Origin of the sequence: Pseudomonas sp. MWU318, from assembly GCF_016756945.1 — a bacterium.
Taxonomy (GTDB): Bacteria; Pseudomonadota; Gammaproteobacteria; order Pseudomonadales; family Pseudomonadaceae; genus Aquipseudomonas; species Aquipseudomonas putida_A.
The window spans coordinates 394,504-418,299 of record NZ_JAESJL010000006.1; the positions used below are offsets into that span (position 1 = coordinate 394,504).

A 23,796-nucleotide genomic window follows, 5' to 3' on the forward strand; every position below is an offset into this window, starting at 1 on the left:
CTCAGCCGGCGGCGCGTTGCTGTCCGGGGTCGGGAAACTGATGGGGCGCGTGCAGGCGCGCTTCAAGGGTGCGGGTGAAGGCGAGGGCCTCGGCTTCACTGCGAAATGTCACGGCGTGCTGGTCCAGACGAACCTGCCATTGAGACTTTGCCACTTCTTTTATCAGGATCTTCATTGCTGACCTCCCTTGTGTAAAAGATGCATCGCAGAGGTTTCGATTGTAGACCTGAATACGATCGCATTTGTGACAACGGAGAAGCATCTGACTGACGGCAAAAAACAGCGCCAGCCCTTAAATGGTCTGGCGCTGATTGCGGCCTTCGGATTCTCAGAAACTTTCTAAAACAATTTTCCCCTTGGCTTTGCCGCTTTCCAGCAACTCGTGCGCGCGCCGTAGGTTCGCCGCATTGATCGTGCCGAAATGTTCGCCCACCGTAGTTTTCAAAGTCCCCGCATCAATCAGCTCGGCCACGCGGTTGAGCAGTTTGTGCTGCTCGATCATGTCCGGGGTTTCGAACAGAGAGCGGGTGTACATGAACTCCCAGTGCAGCGACAGGCTCTTGCGCTTGAGCTGGCTCACGTCCAGCGACTTCGGATCGTCAATCAGCGCGAGTTTGCCTTGCGGCGCCAGGGCCTCGACCAGTTGTTCCAGGTGCAGATCGGTCTGGGTCAGGCTGGCGACGTGGGTCACGTGATCGATGCCGGCGCGTTTCAGTTCTTCGCTCAATGGCTGGCTGTGGTCGATCACCAGGTCGGCACCCAGCTCGGTCACCCAGTCGCGAGTCTGTGCACGGGACGCGGTGCCGATGACCTTGAGACCGGTCAACTGGCGGGCCAGTTGGGTGAGGATCGAACCGACACCGCCAGCGGCACCGACAATCAGCAGACTCTGCCCTTCATCCGCTTTGTCCTCACGAATCTGCAGGCGTTCGAACAGCAGCTCCCACGCGGTGATCGCGGTCAGCGGCAGTGCAGCAGCTTCGGCGAAGCCGAGGGATTTCGGCATGTGGCCAACAATGCGCTCATCGACCACGTGCAGCTCGCTGTTGCCACCGGCACGGGCGATGGAGCCGGCGTAAAACACTTTGTCGCCGGCCTTGAACAGCGTCACTTCACTGCCGACCGCCTTGACCACACCGGCGACGTCCCAGCCCAGCACTTTTGCCGCGCCGTTTTCCGGCGCCACGTTCTGCCGCACCTTGGTGTCGACCGGGTTGACCGAGATGGCTTTGACTTCCACCAGCAGGTCGCGCGGGCCGGCGACCGGCTCTGGCAGTTCGATGTCTTGCAGCGATTGTTCGTCGCTGATCGGCAGGGAGGCGTAATAGGCGATGGCTTTCATGACTTGCTCCATAACGGTAATAGAAGAATGGCTCAGGCGATGGCGCCCAGGCGTTTCAATTGGAAGTGTTCGATGCAGTGTCCGGCTGCGGCCTGGAAGTTCTGAAAATGCGCGCTGGCGTTGTGCGCCGAAAGGATTTCCTCGCTGGCCCAGTGTTCGATCACATAAAAGGTCAGCGGATCGGCCAGGTCGCGGTGCAGGTCATACTGGCTGCAACCCTCTTCGGCGCGGCTTGGTTCAACCAGTGCGCGCAGGGCGTTTTCGAGGGTGTCCTGCTGGCCGGGCTTGGCGATCAGGGTGGCGATGGCGGTGAATGCTTGGGACATGTTTGGCTCCAGTCGCGGGATAAATTCGCTTGAACCCATCATTGGCTATTTCTCGGCGCGATAAAACCGGCTAAAACAGCAGTCTCTTTCAATATTTTTTTGATAATCGAGGCTGAGAATGCTGCGTTTCGACGATTTGCAGTTGTTCGTTCGCGCGGCGGATCTGGGCAGCCTGTCCGCAGCGGCGCGGGTGATGGACATGTCTGCCGCTGTGGCCAGCGCCGCGCTCAAACGCATCGAACAGCAACTGGGCGTGCGTTTGCTGGCGCGTTCGACCCGCAGCCTGCGCCTGACCGCCGAGGGCGAGGGCTTTCTCGAATATGCGCGGGCCGCGTTGAGTTCGCTGGACGAAGGCCGGCGTTTTCTTTCCAGTGCGCAAGATCAGGTCAGCGGCATCCTGCAGTTGTCGGCGCCTTCGGATTTCGGGCGCAATCTGTTGTTGCCATGGCTTGACGAGTTTCAGCGCGAGCATCCGAAGCTGACCGTGCGCCTTTTGCTCGGTGATCGCATCGCCGACCTGTTCCGTCAGCCGGTGGACATCGCCCTGCGCTATGGCGAGCCGGAGGATTCGAGTCTGGTGGCCCTGCCCATCGCCCCGGACAATCGCCGCGTGCTCTGCGCCTCGCCGGCGTACCTGGCGCGCCACGGCGAACCGCGCCAGCTCGAGCAATTGGCACAGCACAATTGCCTGCTGTACATGCTCGGCAGCCGCGTACATGACCATTGGAGTTTTCATGACGGCAAACGTGAAGTCGGCCTGACGGTCAGTGGCGATCGCTTCAGCGATGACGCCGACGTCGTGCGCTTGTGGGCGGTGGCGGGGGCGGGAATCGCCTACAAGTCGTGGCTGGATGTCGGCGCTGATGTCCTCGCCGGACGCCTTGAAGTGTTGCTGCCGGAATTGCTCTGCGAGCGCGCTCCACTGAATCTTTTGTGCGCCCATCGCGCTCAATTGAGTAAGCCGGTGAACCTTTTGAGGGAAATGCTCGCCAGCCGATGCGCCGAATTGAGTAGTCAATTTCCGCATTTCCCGAAAGTTGATCATTAGTCGCAGGCAATTAGCGAAATTTCTCTCAGGAACTATCACCATTCGAGTCAGCCACGGCGCAGGAAGCGGCGTGCATCCCGCTTATACTAGCGAGCGCCTCAAACCTGCACCGATAACCGGCCAGGACAGAATCCGCGCGGTTTTTACAGGGCCTGGCGAGCGCTGCACAAACGCCGCGGACACACCATTGACGGGTGCAGCAGCACCAGCCTGGCGTGCTCCGGATCATGGCGTTTTACCCGTCTTGGCCGACGACACATTACTGGTCAAGATGTCTTCGAGCAGTAGACGATACGATTCAACAGGGAGTGAATACATGGAACATGCACCTTGCATCAGCCAGATCGCCACGCTGCTGGCCGACCCCAAGCGCAGTGCGATGATGTGGGCGTTGATGGATGGCTCGGCTCGCCAGACCGAAGAGCTGGCGCTGCTGGCAGGGTTGTCGCCATCCTCGGCCAGTGCGCATCTGGGACGTTTGTCCGCCGGGGGCCTGTTGAAAGTCGAGGTTCGCGGGCGCAAGCGCTTTTTCCGCCTGGCAGCCCCGGAGATCGCGGCGGCCATCGAAGCCCTGGCCAGCGCCACGATTGCCAGCGCACCGCGAGAAATTCCTCACGTATTCAAACGCTCGACGCCGAGCGCCAATCCCCAGACTGCGCCATCTTCATTGCTGCGTGCGCGCTTTTGCGATGACCACTTGGGGGGCACGCTGGCCGCCGATCTGTATCAGCGTCTGCTCGATGCCGGCTGGCTCGAACAGATTGAACAGCGGGTCGTGGTGACGCTCAAAGGCTCGACACAACTGGCCAACCGCGGTGTGTTTATCCAGGCCCTCGCTCATCGCAAGGCTCAGGTGGCGTGCGCCTGTCCGGACTGGAGCGAACGGCGCCCGCATCTGGGTGGCTCGCTCGGCGCGGCGGTGCTGCAACTGTTCATGCAGTCCGGCTGGCTGGCGCTGCCCAAGGATTCACGCGCCTTGCAGGTGACCCCCGCCGGGCAACGGGAAATCCAGCGTTTCGCCAAGGAAACCGAGCTGGAGTTGGCGTAGTAGAGCGTTCACCGGCCGGCACCTCGACGCTGGCGTCGCCTGTGACTGCGAACAGGTCGTATCCAGAAAAAGCGCTGAGGCGTAATCGCGCACACTCGATCCGCACACATTGTGGATGGGGGGATGGGACATGGAAACGCGAAACTTCAGCGCGGCAGAACGCCTGGAACGGCTGCCACTCAGCGGTTATCACCGGGTCATTTTCATCATCATCGCCCTGGCGTTCTTTTTCGATTCCATGGACCTGGCCATGATGACGTTCCTGCTCGGCTCGATCAAAACCGAGTTTGGCTTGAGCAGTGCACAAGCAGGCCTGCTCGCCAGTTCGAGTTTCTTCGGCATGGTGCTGGGGGCGTCGCTGTCGGGCATGCTCGCCGACCGCTTCGGGCGCAAACCGGTGTTCCAGTGGAGCATCGTGCTGTGGGGCGTGGCCAGTTACCTGTGTTCGACCGCGCAAACGGTCGAAAGCCTGACACTGTTCCGCATCCTGCTGGGGATCGGCATGGGCATGGAGTTTCCGATTGCACAGTCGATGCTTTCGGAGTTGATCCCGGCGCAGCGGCGCGGTCGCTACATTGCACTGATGGACGGTTTCTGGCCACTGGGTTTTGTCGCCGCCGGGGTGCTGTCGTACTTCCTGCTGCCGTTGATTGGCTGGCGCGATATCTTCCTGGTGTTGGCGGTGCCGGCGGTGTTTGTGCTGGCGATCCGTTTCTTCATTCCCGAATCACCGCGCTGGCTGGAGCAGGCCGGACGCCACGAAGCCGCGGACAAGGTCCTGGGCGCCATCGAGGCGCGCGTGCGCACCTCGCTCGGTGTCGAAACGTTGCCTGAGCCGGCGCGCCTGCCAAGGACAGAAACGGCACCGGGCAACTTCTTCTCGGCGCTCAAGCAGATCTGGTCGCCGCAATATCGCCAGCGCACGACGATGATCTGGAGTCTGTGGTTTTTCGCCTTGCTCGGTTTCTACGGGCTGACGTCGTGGCTCAGTGCGTTGTTGCAACAGTCGGGTTTTGCCGTGACCCAGTCGGTGTATTACACCGTGCTGATTTCCCTGGGCGGGATTCCCGGGTTCCTGATGGCGGCGTGGCTGGTGGAACGCTGGGGGCGCAAACCGGTGTGCATCGTGACGTTGCTCGGCGGCGGGGTGATGGCGTTTCTCTACGGGCAGAGCGCGGTGTTCGGTGGCAACGTTGCGTTGCTGATCAGCTCCGGATTGCTGATGCAGTTTTTCCTGTTCGGCATGTGGGCGGTGCTCTACACCTATACGCCGGAGTTGTACCCGACTTCGGCGCGCGCCACCGGCTCGGGCTTTGCCTCGGCGATTGGCCGTGTCGGTTCGTTGCTCGGACCATTGGTGACCGGGCTGGTGTTCCCGATTACCGGGCAGGGCGGGGTATTTGCGCTGGGCGCGCTGTGCTTTGCGATTGCGGCGGGGGTGGTGTGGTTGTTCGGGATGGAGACGCGCGGTAAAACCCTGGAGGAGCTGACTGAAGCAGAGATCGCTGGCTGAACATAGATCCAATTGTAGGAGTGAGCCTGCTCGCGATAGCGGTGTGTCAGTTAAAAGATGTGTATCTGACACTCCGCTATCGCGAGCAGGCTCACTCCTACAGAGGTTATGCGGTGTTGCTTACGGTTTTACCAGACGCGCATCCAGGCTGTTCTGCGCCAGGCGCTTGGCCTGATCCTGGGTCATGCCCAGGTGTTCGTGCAGCGCATGGAAGTTCTCGGTGACGTAGCCGCCGAAGTACGCCGGGTCATCCGAGTTGACGGTGACCTTCACCCCACGCTCGAGCATGTCGAGAATATTGTGCTGCGACATGTGATCGAACACGCAGAGCTTGGTGTTCGACAGCGGGCACACGGTCAACGGAATCTGCTCGTCGATGATCCGCTGCATCAGGCGCTCGTCTTCGATCGCGCGTACGCCATGGTCGATGCGCTGGATTTTCAGCAGGTCGATGGCTTCCCAGATGTACTCCGGCGGGCCTTCTTCACCGGCGTGGGCAACAGTCAGGAAGCCTTCGTGGCGGGCACGGTCGAACACACGCTGGAACTTGCTTGGCGGGTGACCCATCTCCGAGCTGTCGAGGCCGACGGCGACAAACGCATCACGGAATGGCAGCGCCTGATCGAGGGTTTTCTGTGCTTCGTCTTCGCTCAGGTGGCGCAGGAAGCTCAGGATCAAACCGCTGGTGATGCCCAGTTGCTGCTCGCCATCCTTGAGTGCCGCGGCGATGCCGTTGAGCACCACTTCGAACGGGATGCCCCGGTCGGTGTGGGTCTGCGGGTCGAAGAACGGTTCGGTGTGAATCACGTTCTGCGCTTTGCAGCGCAGCAGGTAGGCCCAGGTCAGGTCGTAGAAGTCCTGCGAGGTGCGCAGCACGTCGGCGCCCTGGTAATACAGGTCGAGGAATTCCTGCAGGTTGTTGAAGGCGTAGGCCTTGCGCAGGGTTTCGACATCGCTCCACGGCAGGGCGATCTTGTTGCGTTCGGCCAGGGCGAACAGCAACTCAGGCTCCAGCGAGCCTTCCAGATGCAGGTGCAGTTCGGCCTTGGGCAGGGCGTTGAGCCAATCGTACATATTCTTTTCTCATCAGGTGCAGATGGCGGCCATTCTACAGATGCGCGCCGAAACAATTGGCAAAACCTGACCAAGCGATCCATCACACCGCTTGCGGCTCGCGACGATAGGCGTAGGTATCGGCGAAGCGCGACAGCAGGAATTCGGCGCAAGTGGTGGTCGGATATTTCGCTGGATGCTGTGCGTCCTGGCAACCGGGCAGGCATTCGATGCGGGTGTCCGGGTGCGGCTCGGCGAAGAACGGCATCGAATAGCGATCCACCCCCAGCGGGCTGATCACCCGATGCGGGGTCGAGCGATAACGGTCATTGCTCCAGCGCGCCATCATGTCGCCGAGGTTGACCACGAAGGTGCCATCAATCGGCGGCGCATCGATCCATTCACCTTTGACGTTCTTCACTTGCAGGCCGCCGGCGCTGTCCTGGTAGAGCAGGGTGATGCAGCCGTAATCGGTGTGCGCTCCGGCGCCTTGCTGCTCAGCGCTGCTGGCGGTGTGGCGCGGCGGGTAGTGGATCAGCCGCAGCACACTGACCGGCTGATTGAAGCGGGTGTCGAAGAAGTCGTGCTCGATGTCCAACGCGATGGTCATCGCCCGCAGCAGAGTTTGCGCGAGTGCCTGCATGTCGAGGTAGTGCTGCTCCAGCAGCGTTTCCCAACCGGCTATTGGCGGATGACGATTGGGCCCGCGCAAGGGTTTTTCCGCTAGCACTTCAGGATGGTTCGCCGGCAGGTGCAGGCCCATGTCGAAGGTTTCTTTGAGGTCGCTGGGTTTGTCCGGGTCGAGCTGTTCGGTGGCGATGGCGCCGTAGCCGCGGTGGTGGCGGGTCTGGGTGATGTCGATCCTGAGTTTTTCTTCTGTCGGTTGCGCAAAAAAGCGCTGAGCGTGGTCGAGCAGCGAATCGATGCGCTGCGCGGAAATCGGGTGGCCCTTGATGTAGAAAAAGCCCCATTCGCGGCAGGCTTTGTCGATCTGTGCGGCGACGGCGGGCCAGGCGTTTTGGTCGTTGGTGTAGAGCGGTGAGATGTCGATGATCGGAAGACTGTTCATACACAATCCTTGAATACGCTGGGTTCCAATGTGGGAGCGAGCCTGCTCGCGAAGAGGGAGTGTCAGACAACATTTTTGTTTAATGACACACCGCTTTCGCGAGCAGGCTCGCTCCCACAGGGTTTTGTGTGGTGAATCGGAGGATTACTTCGGCATCTCGGCCTTCATCCCTTCCACGTAATAGTTCATCGACGCCAGTTCCGCATTGGTTGCGCTCACCCCGGCCGGGATTTTCTCCAGGCCGGCCTGATCCTTGATCGGCCCGGTGAACGGTTGCAGCGCACCGCTCTTTATGTCGGCAATGATCTGCTCGGCTTCGGCTTTCACTGGTGCCGGAACCAGATCACTGATCGGCAGTTCAACCGTGCCTTCCTTCAGCCCGCCCCAGTAGTCCTGGGATTTCCAGTTGTGGTCGATCACGCTCTGGGTCGCCTGAATGTAGTGTGGTGCCCAGTCGTTGACGATCGAAGTCAGCACCGCTTTCGGGCCGAAATGCGCCATGTCCGAGGCATAACCCACGGCGTATACGCCACGCCGTTCGGCGGCCTGAATCGGCGCCGGGCTGTCGGTGTGCTGGAACACCACGTCCACGCCCTGATCGATCAGCGCGTTGGCGGCGTCGGCTTCCTTGCCCGGGTCGAACCACGAGTTGACCCACACCACCTTGATCTCGGTGCCAGGGTTGTACTTGTTCAGCGCCAGCTGGATGGCGTTGATGTCGCGGATCACTTCCGGAATCGGGAACGAGGCGACGTAACCGACCTTCTTGGTCTTGGTCATCTTCGCTGCAAGGAAACCGCCGACATAACGACCCTCGTAGGTGCGCGCGAGATAGGTGCCGAGGTTCTTGTCCTGCTTGTAGCCGGTGGCGTGTTCGAAGGTGACCTTGGGAAACTGTTTGGCGACTTTCAGCGTCGGGTTCATGTAGCCGAAGGAGGTGGTGAAAATCAGGTCGTAGTTGTCCTTGGCCATGTTGCGGATCACCCGCTCGGCGTCGGCGCCCTCGGCCACGTTCTCGACGTAATTGGTGGTGATCTGCGCGCCGAATTTCTCTGCCAGCGCCTTGCGCCCCTGTTCATGCTGATACGTCCAGCCGTGGTCGCCGATCGGGCCGATGTAGACGAAACCGACCTTCAGCGGATCGGCAGCGCTGGCGCTCAGGCTGATCCCCAGACCGATGGCGGCGCACAGCAGTTTATGCAGCGGACGTATTTGCATGAATTGGAGCTCCATTTTGTTGTGTGTGGTCAGGGGCAATGCAAATTGCTGACCAACAGGACAACAAACAAAAAGATCGCAGCCTTCGGCAGTTTCTACAGGGGAATGCGCAACCTGTAGGAGCTGCCGCAGGCTGCGATCTTTTCAGCGTCGGAACCAACGCAGTGCAAGCCAGCGGATTCACGCTATCGGCTGGTGCGCTAAGGTGTAACGAAACGTTAGCGCCGCGCCGCAGTCAGTAGCTCATTCGAACCTCTCGGCAAAAAGGCCCGCCATGCTCACGATCCTCAAGCAAGAAAGCTTTCTGCTGCTGGCGGTGATTGCCGCGTGCATCGCCTATCCGCTGGAACACTGGATGCTCCACAGCGGCCAGATCGTCGCGCTGATCTGCGGTCTGGCGCTGATCGCCTTCATCGTCGCCGCCTCGATGCGCGTCGCCCATCATGCCGAACTGCTCGCAGAAAAAGTCGGCGACCCCTACGGCACGATGATTCTGACCCTCGCTGCGGTGCTGGTGGAAGTGGTGATCCTGGCGATCATGATGAGCAACGAGGCGTCCGCCACGCTGGTGCGGGACACGATCTATTCGGCGGTGATGCTCGACATCAACGGTATCCTCGGTCTCGCGGCGTTGATGGGCGGGCTCAAGCATGGCGAGCAGTCGTACAACGATGATTCGGCACGCAGCTACAGCGTGATGATCCTCACCGCCATGGGTGTATCGATGGTGGTGCCGGAGTTTATTCCGGCGGCCAACTGGAAGATTTATTCAGCGTTCACCATCGGTGCGATGGTGGTGCTTTATGCGTTGTTCCTGCGTATGCAGGTCGGGCCGCACAGTTACTTTTTCAGCTACAGCTACCCGGATAAACGCCGCAAGAAAGAGCCGGTGGAGGATGAACCGAAACCGCTGAGCCTGGCGTGGTCGATCGGCATTCTGGTGTTCGGCGTGGTGGTGATCGGCGCACTGGCCGAAGTGATGTCCAAGACCCTCGATCTGGGCCTGGAAGGTACGGGCGCGCCGCCGGTGATCACGGCGATTCTGGTGGCGGCGATTTCCGCAGCGCCGGAGATTCTGACGGCGTTGCGTGCCGCGTTGGCCAACCGCATGCAATCGGTGGTGAACATTGCGATGGGCGCGTCACTGTCGACGGTGATCCTCACGGTGCCGGTGATGGAAGCGATGGCGCTGTACACTGGTCAGCCGTTTCAGATGGCGATGACCCCGGTGCAGACGGTGATGATCTTCATCACGCTGATTGTCAGTGCGATCAACCTGAATGACGGCGAGACCAATGCCATCGAAGGCATGACTCACTTTGTGCTGTTTGCGACGTTTATCATGCTGTCGCTGCTCGGCCTCTAAGAACACCACAAATTCCCCTGTAGGAGCTGCCGAAGGCTGCGATCTTTTGATCTTGATTTTAAAAAACAAGATCAAAAGATCGCAGCCTTCGGCAGCTCCTACAGGGTTCTTTATTGGATCAGGTGCCGGCGATCAACTGGCGAGCCGCCTGGCTGTGATCAGCGATCAGGCCTTTCAGATCAAGCCCCTCAACCTGGCCATCAATCACCCGCCACTTGCCGCCAATCATCACCCGATCCGCACGATCGGCACCGCACAACAGCAGCGCCGAGATCGGATCATGGCTACCGGAGAAACGCAGCTCATCAAGCTTGAACAACGCCAGATCCGCCTGCTTGCCCACCGCCAGCTCACCGATGTCGGTACGCCCCAACAGGCTCGCCGAGCCTTTGGTTGCCCAGCCGAGCACGCGTTCCGGGGTGATCTTCTCCGCGCCGTAACGCAGACGCTGGATGTACAACGCCTGCCGCGCTTCGAGAATCATGTTCGACGCGTCGTTGGAGGCCGAGCCGTCCACGCCCAGACCGAACAGCGCGCCAGCATCGGTCAAGTCGATGCTCGGGCAGATGCCGGAGGCCAGACGCATGTTCGAACTCGGGCAATGGCAGATACCGGTACCGGCCTGGCCGAGGCGGGCGATTTCGTCCGGGTTGAAGTGGATGCCGTGGGCCAGCCAGGTGCGCGGGCCGAGCCAGCCGACGCTGTCCAGATAATCCACGGTGCGCAGGCCGAAACGCTGCAGGCAGAAATCCTCTTCTTCGAGGGTTTCCGCCAAGTGCGTGTGCAAGCGCACATCGAGTTTGTTCGCCAGTTCGGCGCTGGCCGACATGATTTCCGGGGTCACCGAAAACGGCGAGCACGGTGCCAGAGCGATCTGGATCTGCGCACCATCGCCGCGCTCGTGGTACTCGTGAATCAGGCGCTGGCTGTCGTCGAGAATCACCTGACCTTCCTGCACGGTCTGCTGCGGCGGCAGGCCGCCGTCCTTCTCGCCGAGGCTCATCGAACCGCGAGTGAGCATGGCGCGCATGCCCAGTTCACGCACGGTGTCGACTTGCACATCGATGGCGTTTTCCAAGCCATCGGGGAACAGGTAATGGTGGTCGGCAGCGGTAGTGCAACCCGACAGCAGCAATTCAGCCAAGGCCACTTTTGTCGCAAGGGCGAGTTTTTCCGGGGTCAGCCGTGCCCATACCGGGTACAGGGTTTTCAGCCACGGGAACAGCGGCTGATTGACCACCGGCGCCCAGGCGCGAGTCAGTGTTTGATAGAAGTGGTGATGGGTGTTGATCAGGCCCGGCAGAATCACATGCTCGCGGGCATCGAACACTTCGTTGCACGGCGCGGACGGTTGCTGACCGGCCGCCAGCACTTCGACGATCACGCCGTCTTGCAGCACCAGACCACCACGGGCATCGAGCGCGTTGGCCGTGAAAATGGCGAGGGGATTTTTTAACCAGGTACGGGTCGCAGGCATTGTGGCCGGCTCCTCTGAAAGTGGGGTTCAGGGTTGCCAGCTCAGTGTTGCCCTGTCTGCTGATCCAGGGTCGCCGCGAGGGACGAGGCGAGCAGTTTCAAACAAATCGCCGGATCGGGCAAGCCCGACCCGACAAGCCAACACATCAGCCCTGTAGGAGCTGCCGAAGGCTGCGATCTTTTGATCTTGTTTTTAAGATCAAAAGATCGCAGCCTTCGGCAGCTCCTACAGGTATGTGCGAATTCAAAGGTCTTGTTGGCTTACCAGGGGATCGTTTCACCCTTGTAGTTGATGAAGTGATGCCCGCCCTTGCCGGTGTACGCATTCACCTGATCAATCAGCCCACGGGTGCTGGTCTCTACATCCAGGTCGGCGCCTTCACCGCCCATATCCGTCTTCACCCAGCCCGGGTGCAGCGACAGTACGGTGAGTTTCTGCTCGCCCAGTTGCGTGACGAAACTGTTGGTCATCGAGTTCAGCGCGGCCTTGCTCGCCTTGTACAGCGCCAGCTCCGGGGCGTCGGGTACGGTGACGCTGCCCAGGCCGGAACTCATGAACGCCAGCACGCCGCTGCCGTCACGGATCTGCCCGACGAAGCGCTGCGCCAGGTTGATCGGCGCCACGGCGTTGGTGAAAAACAGTTGCCCGACTTCGGCCAGTGTCGCGCCGCCCGGGGTTTGCACTTCAGGGCCTTTGACCCCGGCGTTGACGAACAACAGGTCGAAGGTCTCGCCCTTGAGCTGCTGGCTCAGGGCGATCACCGCTTGCTGGTCGTCCATGTCGAGTTTCTCGATCCGCACCTTGCCCAGCGCTTGCAGCGCCTCGGCCTTTTGCGGATTGCGCACGGTGGCGGTCACTTGCCAGCCATCGGCCAACAGGGTTTTCACCAACCCGAGGCCCAAGCCACGGGAGGCGCCGATGATCAGTGCGTTTTTTGCCTGGGACATGACTCGGTTCCTTGAAGATTACGGTTCACGGATTCAATGGACACGCCTGACCGAGCCGTAGTTGCAACACTCGTCGCAACACATCGAGCCGGGTCTCAAAAGAGCTGTTGATCCCGAAGCATACTCCAGACTTTAGCGTGGTTGCTGCTCGAGTTCGCAGGCCGCTCAGCGGTGTTCGCAAATCAGGTACACAACACGGACACTGTGGGAGCTGGCTTGCCAGCGATGAGGCCATTGGCATCACCACCCTAATGCCCGGCCTGCCACGGCTGCCCCAACGACACCGGCGCATACAACCGAGTCCGAACGGCATCGCGCGACAACAGCACCAACACCACAATCGTCGCCACGTATGGCAGCATCGCCAGCAGACTCGACGGAATCGCCAGTCCCAAGCCTTGCGCCACCAGGTGCAGGATGCTGGCGAGGCCAAACAGATACGCCCCGAGCAACAAACGCCATACCCGCCAACTGGCAAACACCACCAGCGCCAGCGCGATCCAGCCGCGTCCGGCGGTCATGTTTTCCGCCCACATCGGCGTGTACGCCAGCGACAGATACGCCCCGGCCAAACCGGCCATCGCCCCGCCAAACAGCACCGCCAGCGTGCGCACGGTCAGCACCGGCAGGCCCATCGCACTGGCCGCGTCCGGGTTCTCGCCAACGGCCTGAATGATCAACCCGACACGACTCTTGATGATCACCCACGCCACCAGTGCAAACAGGGCGAACGACAGGTACACCAGTAAGTCCTGAGCAAACAGCATGCGCCCGATCAGCGGAATCTCACTCAAGTACGGAATCGCCAACGGCTCGAATCCGGCCAACGGCTTGCCGACCCACACCGCGCCGACAAAGGTCGACAGGCCCACACCGAAGATCGTCAGCGCCAGCCCGGTCGCTACCTGATTGGCATTGAACACCAGCGCAACCAAGGCAAACAGCGAAGACAAGAGCATCCCCGCGAGCATCGCCAGCAACACGCCGAGCCACAGGTTGCCGCTGTTGAGGGCGACGATAAAACCGATCACCGCGCCAAACAGCATCATTCCTTCCTGGCCCAGGTTGAGCACGCCGCTCTTCTCGCAGATCAACTCACCCAGCGCCACCAACAACAGCGGCGTGCCGCAACGCACCATGGCGTAGAAAATATTGCTCAGCAGATCGATATCCATCACAGCGCTCCGGCGGTTACGGCGGTGGTCGAGGTGCGCCGTGCCCAGCGCAGTTTCAGGCGTGGCCGATAAAGAATCAGCACGTCGCAGGCCAGCAGGAAAAACAGCATCATTCCCTGAAACAGTTGGGTGATCGCTTGCGGCAGATTCAGGGTCATTTGCGCGCTTTCACCGCCGATGTACAGCAGCGCCATCAGCAGGCTTGAGAACAGAATCCCGATCGGATTCAGCCGGCCGAGAAACGCCACGGTGATTGCTGCATAGCCATAGCCCGGCGAGACTTGCGGCACCAATTGCCCGATCGGCCCGGTGACTTCGCAAACCCCGGCCAGCCCGGCCAAGCCCCCGCTGATCAACAGCGCGAGCCAGATCAGACGTTTTTCGCGAAAGCCGACAAACCCCGCCGCACGTTTATCCAGACCGAGCACCTTGATCTGGAAACCGACGAAGCTTTTCTGCAACAACACCCACACCGCAACCAGCGCGAGCAGGGCGAAATACACCCCGGCATGCACCCGGCCATCCTCCATCAGCAGCGGCAGGCGGCTGGCGTCGCCGAACATCGCCGACTCGGGAAAGTTGTAGCCGGCCGGATCCTTCAGCGGCCCGTGCACGCAGAACAGCAACAGGTTCAGCGCGATGTAATTGAGCATGATGCTGGTGAGGATTTCGTTGGCGTTGAAGCGCGTGCGCAGCCATGCCGTCAGCCCGGCCCAAGCGGCCCCGGCGAAGGTCCCGGTGAGCAGAATCAGCACCAGCGCCCAACGGCTTTGCAGGTCGATGATGTTCACCGCCAAGGCACTGCCGGCAAGTGCACCGAGCAGTAACTGACCTTCGGCGCCGATGTTCCAGATCCGCGCCTGATACGCCACCGCCAAGCCTAATGCGCAGAGCAGAATCGGCAGCGCCTTGACCAGCAGTTCGGAGACGCCATACAGATCGCTGACCGGTGCGATCAACAACGTGTGCAAAGTTTGCAGCGGGTCATGTCCCAGAGCGATGAACAACAGCGAGCCGCAACCGAGGGTCAGCAGTGCTGCCAGCAACGGCGAGCACCACAACATCAGGCGCGATTGTTGGCCACGGGGTTCGAGGGAAAGCAGCATGTTGGGAAAACTCCGTCAGGCCGTGGCCGATGAATGCGTGGGGTTGATGTGCCCGGCCATCCAGCTGCCGACATCGCTCAGCAGGGTGTCGGTGGTGTTCTGCAGCGGCGACAGACGCCCGGCGCACAGGGCGCCGAGGCGGTCGCTGATCTGGAACAGTTCGTCGAGGTCTTCGGAGATCACCAGGATCGCCGCACCGGCATCGCGCAGGGCAATCAGCGCACGGTGAATGGTCGCCGCCGCGCCCACGTCCACGCCCCAGGTCGGGTGCGCCGCGACGAGCAGTTTCGGTTGCTGGAGGATTTCCCGGCCGAGAATGAATTTCTGCAGATTGCCGCCGGACAGGCTGCGCGCGGCCGCGTGAGTGCCCGGGGTTTTCACCCCGAAGCGCTGAATGATCTGTTGGGCGAGGGCTTCGACTTTGCTGCGCTTGATCAAACCGTTGCTCACCAGCCCCTGTTGAAAGGCCGTGAGCAAGGCGTTGTCGGCAAGGCTCAGTTCCGGCACTGAGCCGTGGCCCAGGCGTTCTGCCGGGACGAACGCCAGACCGAGTTGGCGCCGCGCATCCGGACGCAAATCGGCGACCGCTTGCCCGGCGAAACAAATTGTTGTCGCGCCGTCGCGGGGCAGGGGGTGTTCACCGCTGAGCAGGGCGAGCAACTCATCCTGTCCATTGCCCGCGACCCCGGCGATACCGACGATTTCACCGCTGCGCACTTGCAGGTTAATGTCGCTCAACGAGCAGCCGAAGGGATCCGGGTTGTGCCAGCTCAAGCCGTTGACCTGTAGAAAGTCCGCGCCGCCACTGACCTTCGGATATTCGCCGATCAACGCCGCCGCTTCGCCGACCATCATCTGCGCCAATTGCTGATCCGAGCATTCGGCCGGCCGGCAATGCCCGGCGACCCGCCCGCCGCGCAAAACCGTGGCGCTATGGCACAGGGCGCGCACTTCCGCGAGCTTGTGGCTGATAAACAGAATGCTGCAACCCTCGGCGGCGAGGCGGCGCAGGGTGATGAACAGTTCGTCGGCCTCTTGTGGCGTCAGCACCGACGTCGGCTCGTCGAGGATCAGCAGGCGAATGTCCTGCATCAGGCAGCGAATGATCTCCACTCGTTGCCGCTCGCCCATCGACAGGCTGTGGACAAGTCGCTCCGGCTCCAGCGCCATGCCGTAGCGGCGCGACACTTGGCGAATCTTTGGCTCCAGTTGTTTCGGCGTGCCGGCTTTGGCGCCCATGGCCAGAGCGATGTTCTGTGCGACGCTGAGGGTTTCGAACAGCGAGAAATGCTGAAACACCATGCCGATCCCCAACTGCCGGGCCTGCGCCGGGTTGCGGATATTCACCCGCTGGCCCTGCCAGAGCATTTCGCCGATATCGGCCTGGGTGACGCCATAGATGATCTTCATCAGCGTGCTTTTACCCGCGCCGTTCTCACCGAGCAGTGCGTGGATTTCTCCCGGCGCGATGCTCAGGTCGATGGCGGCATTGGCCAGACAGCCTGGGTAGCGTTTGCTGATCTGGCGCAGTTGCAGGCGCGGCGTTGAATCTGGGCTAGGCATGACAGGCTCGACTGGCTTGGAGTTGTGCCTGTGGATAAAGCAATTTCCTGGCCATTGAGTCAGGAACGCCCGCGGCAACTGTCGCCGCGCGCCGGCGGCAGAGCTTCGCGATGAAAATCGCAGGGGGAGCGGGCACCAATTCAGCGCAAAGCTGTTGATCCGGCTCCACTTTTGCACCGTGACGAACTGGTTAAAAAACGAGCAACCGGGTCGAAGCTATACAGAACCTGCGGCTGCGCCAGCCATGAACGGGTTATCCACAGGTTGCTCCACAGTATTTGTGTGCAATTGGAAATCCTTGGCATAAGCGCTGCAGTGCTATCTCCCAATGGTGATAAACAGCGCTAACTATTTGTTTTTACGTGGGATTAATCTTTTTTCAGGTGGAGTGGACGAAAAGTGAACAAATCGCGCAAAGCCACGTGACAGAAGGGTTACAGCGGAATGTACTCAGGTTATCCACAGTCGGGTGCACAGCAGATGTGGGCAAGTTGTTGGAATAACGGAATTCGTCGATGCCCTAAAAGATCGCAGCCTTCGGCAGCTCCTACAGGGAAACGCAAAGTCCTGTGCAGGAGCTGCCGAAGGCTGCGATCTTTTGATCTTCTAACGCTGCAGCACAATCCGCCCCCGACTCAAATCCGCCAACTGGGTTTGCAGCAACTCGATCTGCGCCTCACCCAGCGCCAACTGCAATTCAACACCATTGGCGGTGAAGTTTTCTTCGACGACTAACCCATTCAGGTCCGCCACCCGCAGCTTCACCAACGCCAACTCGGCAAAGCCGCAGGCACAACTGAGCGGCACACGGCTGATCAACTCGACTTTTGCCGCCGCTTGCAGGCACTTGTTCGCGCCGCCGCCATAGGCTCGGGCCAAACCGCCGGTACCCAATTGAATACCGCCATACCAGCGGATCACCAACACCGCGACCTGATCGCAATCCTGCGCTTCGATGGCCGCCAGAATCGGCCGTCCGGCGGTGCCGCCGGGTTCGCCGTCGTCGTTGCTGCGGTATTGCGCACCGAGTTTCCATGCCCAGCAGTTGTGCGAGGCATTCAAGTCGCTGTGTTGTTCGAAGAATGCCTGCGCGTCGGCGGGGCTGGCGATCGGCGCGGCGAAGGTGATGAAGCGGCTTTTGCGAATCTCTTCGCGGTACTCGCAAAAACCGCTGAGGGTGAAAGGCATAAACGTCTTAAATAGTCGGGGTGAGGCCGCAGCCTTTGAGAATGATGCGGATCAGGTTGTTGCCGGCGTCTTCCATGTCCTGCTTGGTCAACTTGCTGCGACCGCTGACGCGACAGATTTGCGTGGCGAAGTCGGCGTAATGCTGGGTGCTGCCCCACAGCAGGAAAATCAGGTGCACCGGATCCACCGGATCCATCTTGCCGGCATCGATCCAGGCCTGGAACACTGCCGCGCGGCCCTGGAACCAGGCGCGGTAATCCTGGTTGAAATACTCGGTCAGGCATTCGCCGCCGCTGATCACTTCCATCGCAAAGATCCGCGAAGCCTGCGGTTGGCGGCGGGAGAATTCCATCTTGGCGCGAATGTAGCGGGTCAGCGCTTCGGCCGGATCATCCTCGGCGGTCAGCGTGTTGAAGGTGCTGTCCCACAGCTCGATGATGTTGCTCAGCACCGCCACGTACAACCCAAGCTTGTTGGTGAAGTAGTAATGCAGGTTCGCCTTGGGCAACCCGGCATTCTGCGCAATGGTGTTCATGCTGGTGCCTTTGTAACCGTGACGGGCGAACTCGTCTTCGGCGGCTTTGAGGATGGTCTCTTCGTTCTTCTGACGAATGCGGCTGGCGGGTTTGCCGCCGTGAGCGGGGACTTCAAAGGTCATAGGCACTTCCGGTTTGTCTGTGGGTGCAACCAGCTGCGTTGATAACGCACCCACAGGCATCCGACAAGTCCTGATGCAATAAAACCGTTACGCCTGTTCGATCTTGTTCAGCGCTGTGGCGGATTCGAGGCTGGTGGTTTTCGCCTCCGGCAGCAACAGGCACAAGATGATCGCGGTCAGGCCACCGCTGGTGATCGCCGAATCGAACAGGTTTTGCACCAGTTTCGGCAGCAGATGCAGCAGGTTCGGTTGCGCGGCAATGCCCAGGCCGACGCCGAGCGAGGTGGCGATGATCAGCATGCTGCGTCGGTCCAGCGGCGACTGCGCAAGGATCCGCACCCCGGCTGCCGCCACGCTGCCGAACATCACCAGCGTGGCGCCGCCGAGCACCGGTTTCGGGATTTGCTGCAGCAACGCGCCGATCATGGGGAACAGGCCGAGACAAAACAGGATCGCACCGATGTACAGCCCGACGTAGCGGCTGGCCACGCCGGTCAACTGGATCACGCCGTTGTTCTGCGCAAACGTGGTGTTGGGGAAGGCGCTGAAGGTGGCGGCGATCATGCAGCTGACGCCGTCACCGAGCACACCGCCACGCAAACGACTTATATAAGAGGGGCCGCTGATCGGCTGGCGGGCAAGCATGCAGTTGGCGGTGAGGTCGCCGACGGTTTCGATGGTGCTGATCAGATAAATCAGCGCGACCGGCAGGAAAGCTGTCCAGTCAAAGCTGAATCCGAACTTGAAGGGTGCAGGAAGACTGACCAGCGGCAAGTCAGGCAATGCTTGCGGAACCAGTTTCCCGCTGAACCACGCGGCCAGACTGCCGAGCAGCAGTCCGATAATGATGGCCGACAGCCGCACCCACGGCGTGTTCGAGCGATTGAGCAGGATGATCGTCAGCAACACGAACACCCCCAGCGCCAGATTGCCCGGCGCGCCGAAGTCCGGCGCATTGAATCCACCGCCCAGGTCGGTGATGCCGACCTTGATCAGACTGACGCCGATCAGAGTAATGACGATCCCGGTCACTAGCGGCGTAACAACCCGGCGTAATTGACCGATGAAACGGCTGAGGACAATCTGCACCACGGCGCCGAAAAAGCATACGCCGAAGATCATCGCCAGAATGTCTTCCGGGCTGCCGCCACGCTGCTTGACCAGAAACCCGGCCGACAGCACCGCGCCGAGAAAGGCGAAACTGGTGCCCTGCAAACAGATCATCCCGGCGCCGATGCCGAACGGCCTCCGCGCCTGAATAAAGGTACCGACCCCGGACACCATCAGCGCCATGCTGATCAGGTACGGCAGATGCGCGGTCAGGCCGAGGGCCGAGCCGATTACCAGCGGCGGGGTGATGATGCCGACGAAACTGGCGAGCACGTGTTGCAGGGCGGCGAGGATTGCGGCGGGTAGTTTTGGGCGGTCGTCGAGGCCGTAGATCAGTTCGCTGGAGAGTTCAGATTCTGGCTGCATGGGTTTGGCTTCTTGTTCAGGAATCGAGTTCACCCTTCACTGCAAAAACCTGTCCACTTGCTCAGCTTTCAGGTATTGCGATCGCCAAATGTAGGAGCTGCCGCAGGCTGCGATCTTTTGATCTTGCTTTCAACGCGTCGCAGCGAGGCTTTCGAGAAAACTTTCCAGCACCAAATGAGGGCGCCGCCCCTTGCGCGTGACCGATGCCAGACTCAAATCATAAAAACGTGTCGTCGATTTCAGCGCACGCAAGCGACCTTGCTGCACCCACAGGCTGGCGTAATGATCCGGCAGATAACCGATATAACGCCCGGTCAGAATCAGAAACGCCATGCCCTCACGATCGGACGCACTGGCGGTGCAATTGAGCGCCTGGTAATGCGCCTGAATCTCCGCCGGCAAACGAAAGGTCGGGGCAATCGCGTCCTGGCTGTTCAGGCGCTCGTCATCCAGTTGCTTGTCATCGACATAAAACAGCGGATGACCCACCGCGCAATAAAGCAGTGAGCGTTCGCTGTACAACGGCTGATATTCCAGCCCCGACAGTGCGCTGGCCTGTGGCACCACACCGACATGCAGGCGGCCATCGAGTACGCCTTGTTCGACTTCATTGGGCGCGATCATGCGGATCTGGATCTGCACGTCCGGCCCGCGTTCCTTCAACTGGGCAAGAGCATGGGTGATGCGCATGTGGGGCAGGGTGACGAGGTTGTCGGTCAGGCCGATGATCAACTCGCCACGCAGGTGTTGGTGCAGGCCATTGACCTCGGTGCGGAAACTTTCCAGCGCACTTAACAGTTGCAGCGCTGACTGATAAACCTCGCGTCCCTCTTCGGTCAGCGAGAACCCGGCGCGGCCACGCTGGCACAAACGCAGGCCGAGGCGCTGTTCGAGATCGCTCATCTGCTGGCTGATCGCCGAGCGCCCGATGCCGAGCACGGTTTCCGCCGCCGAGAAGCCGCCGCACTCCACCACGCTGCGGAAAATCCGCAGCAGGCGAATATCAAAATCACTGACCTGGGCCAGCGGATCGGGGCGACGACTGCTCATGCTGTTGTTCTCATTGTTTAGCAGTGTTCTAACTGAAGGTTAGAAAAGTTGGATTTCACCGACTTTATCCGCGTGGCAATTTAGCTGCAACAACGCTTTTTATCTCCCTGATGCTTATGCCCTGCGAGGTTTTGCCCGATGAACATGCCTGAAAACGCGCCGTCGCCACTGGCCAGCCAACTGAAGCTGGACGCGCATTGGATGCCGTACACCGCCAACCGCAACTTCCAGCGCGACCCGCGTCTGATCGTGGGTGCCGAAGGTAGCTGGCTGTTCGATGACAAGGGCCGCAAGATCTACGATTCGCTGTCCGGTCTGTGGACCTGCGGCGCCGGGCACACCCGCAAGGAAATCCAGGAAGCGGTATCCAAACAACTGGGCACCCTCGATTACTCGCCAGGCTTCCAGTACGGCCATCCGTTGTCGTTCCAGTTGGCGGAAAAGATCACTGACCTGACTCCGGGCAACCTGAACCACGTGTTCTTCACCGACTCCGGCTCCGAATGCGCCGACACCGCGGTGAAGATGGTTCGTGCCTACTGGCGTCTGAAAGGTCAGTCAACCAAGACCAAAATGATCGGCCGTGCCCGTGGCTACCACGGTGTGAACATCGCCGGCACCAGCCTTGGCGGCGTCAACGGCAACCGTAAGCTGTTCGGTCAGGCGATGATGGATGTCGATCACCTGCCGCACACTCTGCTTGCTAGCAACGCATTCTCCCGTGGCATGCCGGAGCAGGGCGGTATCGCCCTCGCCGATGAACTGCTGAAGTTGATCGAACTGCACGACGCTTCGAACATCGCGGCAGTCTTCGTTGAACCGATGGCCGGTTCCGCTGGCGTACTGGTGCCGCCTCAGGGTTACCTGAAGCGTCTGCGCGAGATCTGCGATCAGCACAACATCCTGCTGGTGTTCGACGAAGTGATCACGGGTTTCGGCCGTACCGGTTCGATGTTCGGTGCCGAGAGCTTTGGCGTGACCCCGGACCTGATGTGCATCGCCAAGCAAGTCACCAACGGCGCGATTCCGATGGGCGCAGTGATTGCCAGCTCCGAGATCTACCAGACCTTCATGAATCAGCCGACTCCGGAATACGCGGTGGAATTCCCTCACGGCTACACCTACTCGGCCCACCCGGTGGCGTGCGCTGCAGGCCTGGCGGCACTCGATCTGCTGCAAAAGGAAAACCTCGTGCAGAGCGTGGCCGAAGTCGCGCCGCATTTCGAAAATGCCCTGCATGGCCTGAAAGGTTCGAAGAACGTCATCGATATCCGTAACTACGGCCTGGCCGGTGCGATCCAGATCGCGGCCCGTGACGGCGACGCCATCGTGCGTCCGTTCGAAGCCGGTATGGCCCTGTGGAAAGCCGGGTTCTACGTACGCTTCGGCGGCGACACCCTGCAGTTCGGCCCAACCTTCAACAGCAAGCCGCAAGACCTCGATCGTCTGTTCGATGCGGTTGGCGAAGTGCTGAACAAGCTCGACTGATTTTTCCCTCTATATATACCTGCGAATAACAGGCGCCCCGTGCGGGCGTCTGTACACAAGAATTCAGGAGTTTTCGATGAGCGTTATCCCGCATTTGATCAATGGCGAACTGGTGACCGAGAACGGTCGCGCGGTTGATGTGTTCAACCCATCCACCGGTCAGGCGATCCACAAGCTGCCGCTGGCCACCCGCGAAACCATTCAACACGCGATCGACGCCGCCAAGGCTGCATTCCCGGCATGGCGCAACACCCCACCGGCGAAACGTGCCCAGGTGATGTTCCGCTTCAAGCAACTGCTGGAGCAGAACGAAGCACGCATCTCGCAATTGATCAGCGAAGAACACGGCAAGACCCTCGAAGACGCCGCCGGTGAACTGAAGCGCGGTATCGAGAACGTCGAGTTTGCCTGCGCCGCCCCGGAAATCCTCAAGGGCGAGTACAGCCGCAACGTCGGCCCGAACATCGACGCCTGGTCGGACTTCCAGCCACTGGGTGTGGTTGCAGGTATCACGCCATTTAACTTCCCGGCGATGGTGCCACTGTGGATGTACCCGCTGGCGATCGTCTGCGGCAACTGCTTCATCCTCAAACCGTCCGAACGTGACCCAAGCTCGACGCTGCTGATCGCTCAACTGCTGATCGAAGCCGGTCTGCCGAAAGGCGTGTTGAGCGTGGTGCATGGCGACAAGACTGCAGTGGACGCGCTGATCGAAGCGCCGGAAGTCAAAGCACTGAGCTTCGTTGGCTCGACGCCAATTGCCGAATACATCTACGCCGAAGGCACCAAGCGCGGCAAACGCGTTCAGGCACTGGGCGGGGCGAAGAACCATGCGGTACTGATGCCGGATGCGGATCTGGACAACGCGGTCAGCGCACTGATGGGCGCGGCCTACGGTTCTTGCGGTGAGCGCTGCATGGCGATTTCGGTCGCGGTGTGTGTCGGCGATCAGGTAGCGGATGCGCTGGTGGCGAAACTGGTACCGCAGATCAAGGCGCTGAAAATCGGTGCCGGCACTTCGTGTGGTCTGGACATGGGGCCACTGGTGACTGGTCAGGCGCGGGACAAGGTCAGTGGTTATGTCGATGACGGCGTGGCAGCGGGCGCGACCCTGGTGGTCGATGGTCGCGGCTTGAGCATTCCAGGTAACGAAGAGGGCTTCTTCCTCGGCGGCTGCCTGTTCGACAACGTCACCCCTGAAATGCGCATCTATAAGGAAGAGATCTTCGGGCCGGTGTTGTGCGTGGTTCGGGTCAACAGCTTGGAAGAGGCGATGAAGCTGATCAACGATCACGAATACGGTAACGGCACCTGCATCTTTACCCGTGACGGTGAGGCGGCGCGCCTGTTCTGCGACGAAATTGAAGTCGGCATGGTCGGCGTCAACGTACCGCTGCCGGTTCCGGTGGCTTACCACAGCTTCGGCGGCTGGAAGCGCTCGCTGTTTGGCGACCTGCATGCCTATGGCCCGGATGGTGTGCGCTTCTATACCCGTCGCAAAGCCATTACCCAGCGCTGGCCGCAGCGTGCGAGTCATGAAGCTTCGCAATTCGCTTTCCCTAGCTTGTAAGTAGAAGGGCAGTGCAAAGAAGGCCGACTTTATAAGGTCGGCCTTCGCGTTTCAGGGCTTTTTTGACCGATATGACAGATTTATGAAAATAGGGGTTGACGGCAGATTCAATAGG

General features: G+C 60.4%; 21 protein-coding genes. 6 read left to right on the top strand and 15 right to left on the bottom strand.

The window, feature by feature from the left end; translation table 11 throughout:
- Window position 1: 1 nt before the first annotated feature.
- From JN524_RS16975 to JN524_RS16985, 3 genes are all read right to left on the bottom strand, one after another.
- Window positions 2-175: a hypothetical protein gene (locus JN524_RS16975; protein ID WP_007962962.1), complete on the bottom strand. Its 174-nt coding sequence runs from the start codon at window positions 173-175 to the stop codon at window positions 2-4.
- Between the two features lie 153 nt (window positions 176-328).
- Window positions 329-1,342 (bottom strand): zinc-binding alcohol dehydrogenase family protein, encoded by a 1,014-nt coding sequence (locus JN524_RS16980; protein ID WP_202370074.1) that lies wholly within the window; start codon window positions 1,340-1,342, stop codon window positions 329-331.
- A gap of 32 nt (window positions 1,343-1,374) precedes the next feature.
- Window positions 1,375-1,668: a putative quinol monooxygenase gene (locus JN524_RS16985; RefSeq protein WP_096794850.1), complete on the bottom strand. Its 294-nt coding sequence runs from the start codon at window positions 1,666-1,668 to the stop codon at window positions 1,375-1,377.
- A gap of 118 nt (window positions 1,669-1,786) precedes the next feature.
- On the opposite strand from JN524_RS16985, the gene JN524_RS16990 reads away from it, so the two are divergent.
- The 3 genes from JN524_RS16990 (at window position 1,787) to JN524_RS17000 (ending at window position 5,277) form a co-directional block, all read left to right on the top strand.
- Window positions 1,787-2,716, top strand: a complete 930-nt coding sequence (locus JN524_RS16990) for a LysR family transcriptional regulator (RefSeq protein ID WP_202370075.1) — start codon at window positions 1,787-1,789, stop codon at window positions 2,714-2,716.
- 316 nt (window positions 2,717-3,032) lie between these two features.
- On the top strand, window positions 3,033-3,764 hold the full coding sequence (locus tag JN524_RS16995; RefSeq protein ID WP_202370076.1) for an ArsR/SmtB family transcription factor: 732 nt from the start codon (window positions 3,033-3,035) through the stop codon (window positions 3,762-3,764).
- A 130-nt stretch (window positions 3,765-3,894) separates the two neighbouring features.
- Complete coding sequence (locus JN524_RS17000) at window positions 3,895-5,277, top strand: MFS transporter (RefSeq protein WP_202370077.1); 1,383 nt, start codon at window positions 3,895-3,897, stop codon at window positions 5,275-5,277.
- A gap of 120 nt (window positions 5,278-5,397) precedes the next feature.
- Here the strand turns inward: JN524_RS17000 and JN524_RS17005 are convergent, their stop codons facing one another.
- The 3 genes from JN524_RS17005 to JN524_RS17015 all read right to left on the bottom strand — a co-directional run bounded on the left by JN524_RS17005 (window position 5,398) and on the right by JN524_RS17015 (window position 8,617).
- Entirely contained in the window at window positions 5,398-6,351 is a 954-nt protein-coding gene (locus tag JN524_RS17005; protein WP_003221371.1) for an adenosine deaminase, read from the bottom strand.
- An 82-nt stretch (window positions 6,352-6,433) separates the two neighbouring features.
- Window positions 6,434-7,399 carry an isopenicillin N synthase family dioxygenase gene (locus tag JN524_RS17010; protein ID WP_202370078.1) on the bottom strand — a complete coding sequence of 322 codons (966 nt, stop codon included), beginning with the start codon at window positions 7,397-7,399 and terminating at the stop codon, window positions 6,434-6,436.
- A gap of 144 nt (window positions 7,400-7,543) precedes the next feature.
- Window positions 7,544-8,617: a BMP family ABC transporter substrate-binding protein gene (locus JN524_RS17015; RefSeq protein WP_202370079.1), complete on the bottom strand. Its 1,074-nt coding sequence runs from the start codon at window positions 8,615-8,617 to the stop codon at window positions 7,544-7,546.
- A 274-nt stretch (window positions 8,618-8,891) separates the two neighbouring features.
- On the opposite strand from JN524_RS17015, the gene JN524_RS17020 reads away from it, so the two are divergent.
- Window positions 8,892-9,983 carry a calcium:proton antiporter gene (locus JN524_RS17020; RefSeq protein ID WP_095138231.1) on the top strand — a complete coding sequence of 364 codons (1,092 nt, stop codon included), beginning with the start codon at window positions 8,892-8,894 and terminating at the stop codon, window positions 9,981-9,983.
- Window positions 9,984-10,101: 118 nt separating this feature from the next.
- On the opposite strand, the gene JN524_RS17025 is transcribed toward JN524_RS17020, so the two are convergent.
- The 9 genes from JN524_RS17025 to JN524_RS17065 form a co-directional block, all read right to left on the bottom strand.
- A complete protein-coding gene (locus JN524_RS17025) occupies window positions 10,102-11,460 on the bottom strand; it encodes an 8-oxoguanine deaminase (protein WP_202370080.1) in 1,359 nt (452 codons plus the stop codon).
- 260 nt (window positions 11,461-11,720) lie between these two features.
- Window positions 11,721-12,407 (bottom strand): SDR family oxidoreductase, encoded by a 687-nt coding sequence (locus JN524_RS17030; RefSeq protein WP_095138233.1) that lies wholly within the window; start codon window positions 12,405-12,407, stop codon window positions 11,721-11,723.
- A gap of 248 nt (window positions 12,408-12,655) precedes the next feature.
- Window positions 12,656-13,582: an ABC transporter permease gene (locus JN524_RS17035; protein WP_202370081.1), complete on the bottom strand. Its 927-nt coding sequence runs from the start codon at window positions 13,580-13,582 to the stop codon at window positions 12,656-12,658.
- Complete coding sequence (locus JN524_RS17040) at window positions 13,582-14,688, bottom strand: ABC transporter permease (RefSeq protein ID WP_103484556.1); 1,107 nt, start codon at window positions 14,686-14,688, stop codon at window positions 13,582-13,584. The genes JN524_RS17035 and JN524_RS17040 overlap by 1 nt, the downstream gene beginning before the upstream one ends.
- A gap of 15 nt (window positions 14,689-14,703) precedes the next feature.
- Window positions 14,704-16,251 carry an ABC transporter ATP-binding protein gene (locus tag JN524_RS17045; RefSeq protein ID WP_202370082.1) on the bottom strand — a complete coding sequence of 516 codons (1,548 nt, stop codon included), beginning with the start codon at window positions 16,249-16,251 and terminating at the stop codon, window positions 14,704-14,706.
- A 606-nt stretch (window positions 16,252-16,857) separates the two neighbouring features.
- Complete coding sequence (locus JN524_RS17050; protein ID WP_202370083.1) at window positions 16,858-17,439, bottom strand: IMPACT family protein; 582 nt, start codon at window positions 17,437-17,439, stop codon at window positions 16,858-16,860.
- A 7-nt stretch (window positions 17,440-17,446) separates the two neighbouring features.
- Window positions 17,447-18,097 (bottom strand): TetR/AcrR family transcriptional regulator, encoded by a 651-nt coding sequence (locus tag JN524_RS17055; protein WP_027613646.1) that lies wholly within the window; start codon window positions 18,095-18,097, stop codon window positions 17,447-17,449.
- Window positions 18,098-18,184: 87 nt separating this feature from the next.
- A complete protein-coding gene (locus JN524_RS17060; RefSeq protein WP_202370084.1) occupies window positions 18,185-19,573 on the bottom strand; it encodes a uracil-xanthine permease family protein in 1,389 nt (462 codons plus the stop codon).
- A gap of 129 nt (window positions 19,574-19,702) precedes the next feature.
- Window positions 19,703-20,623, bottom strand: a complete 921-nt coding sequence (locus tag JN524_RS17065) for a LysR family transcriptional regulator (protein WP_007968115.1) — start codon at window positions 20,621-20,623, stop codon at window positions 19,703-19,705.
- 138 nt (window positions 20,624-20,761) lie between these two features.
- Here JN524_RS17065 and JN524_RS17070 point away from each other — a divergent pair, with 138 nt between their 5' ends.
- Window positions 20,762-22,111 carry an aspartate aminotransferase family protein gene (locus JN524_RS17070; RefSeq protein ID WP_003221395.1) on the top strand — a complete coding sequence of 450 codons (1,350 nt, stop codon included), beginning with the start codon at window positions 20,762-20,764 and terminating at the stop codon, window positions 22,109-22,111.
- A gap of 76 nt (window positions 22,112-22,187) precedes the next feature.
- On the top strand, window positions 22,188-23,681 hold the full coding sequence (locus JN524_RS17075; protein WP_027613649.1) for a CoA-acylating methylmalonate-semialdehyde dehydrogenase: 1,494 nt from the start codon (window positions 22,188-22,190) through the stop codon (window positions 23,679-23,681).
- Window positions 23,682-23,796: the final 115 nt, after the last annotated feature.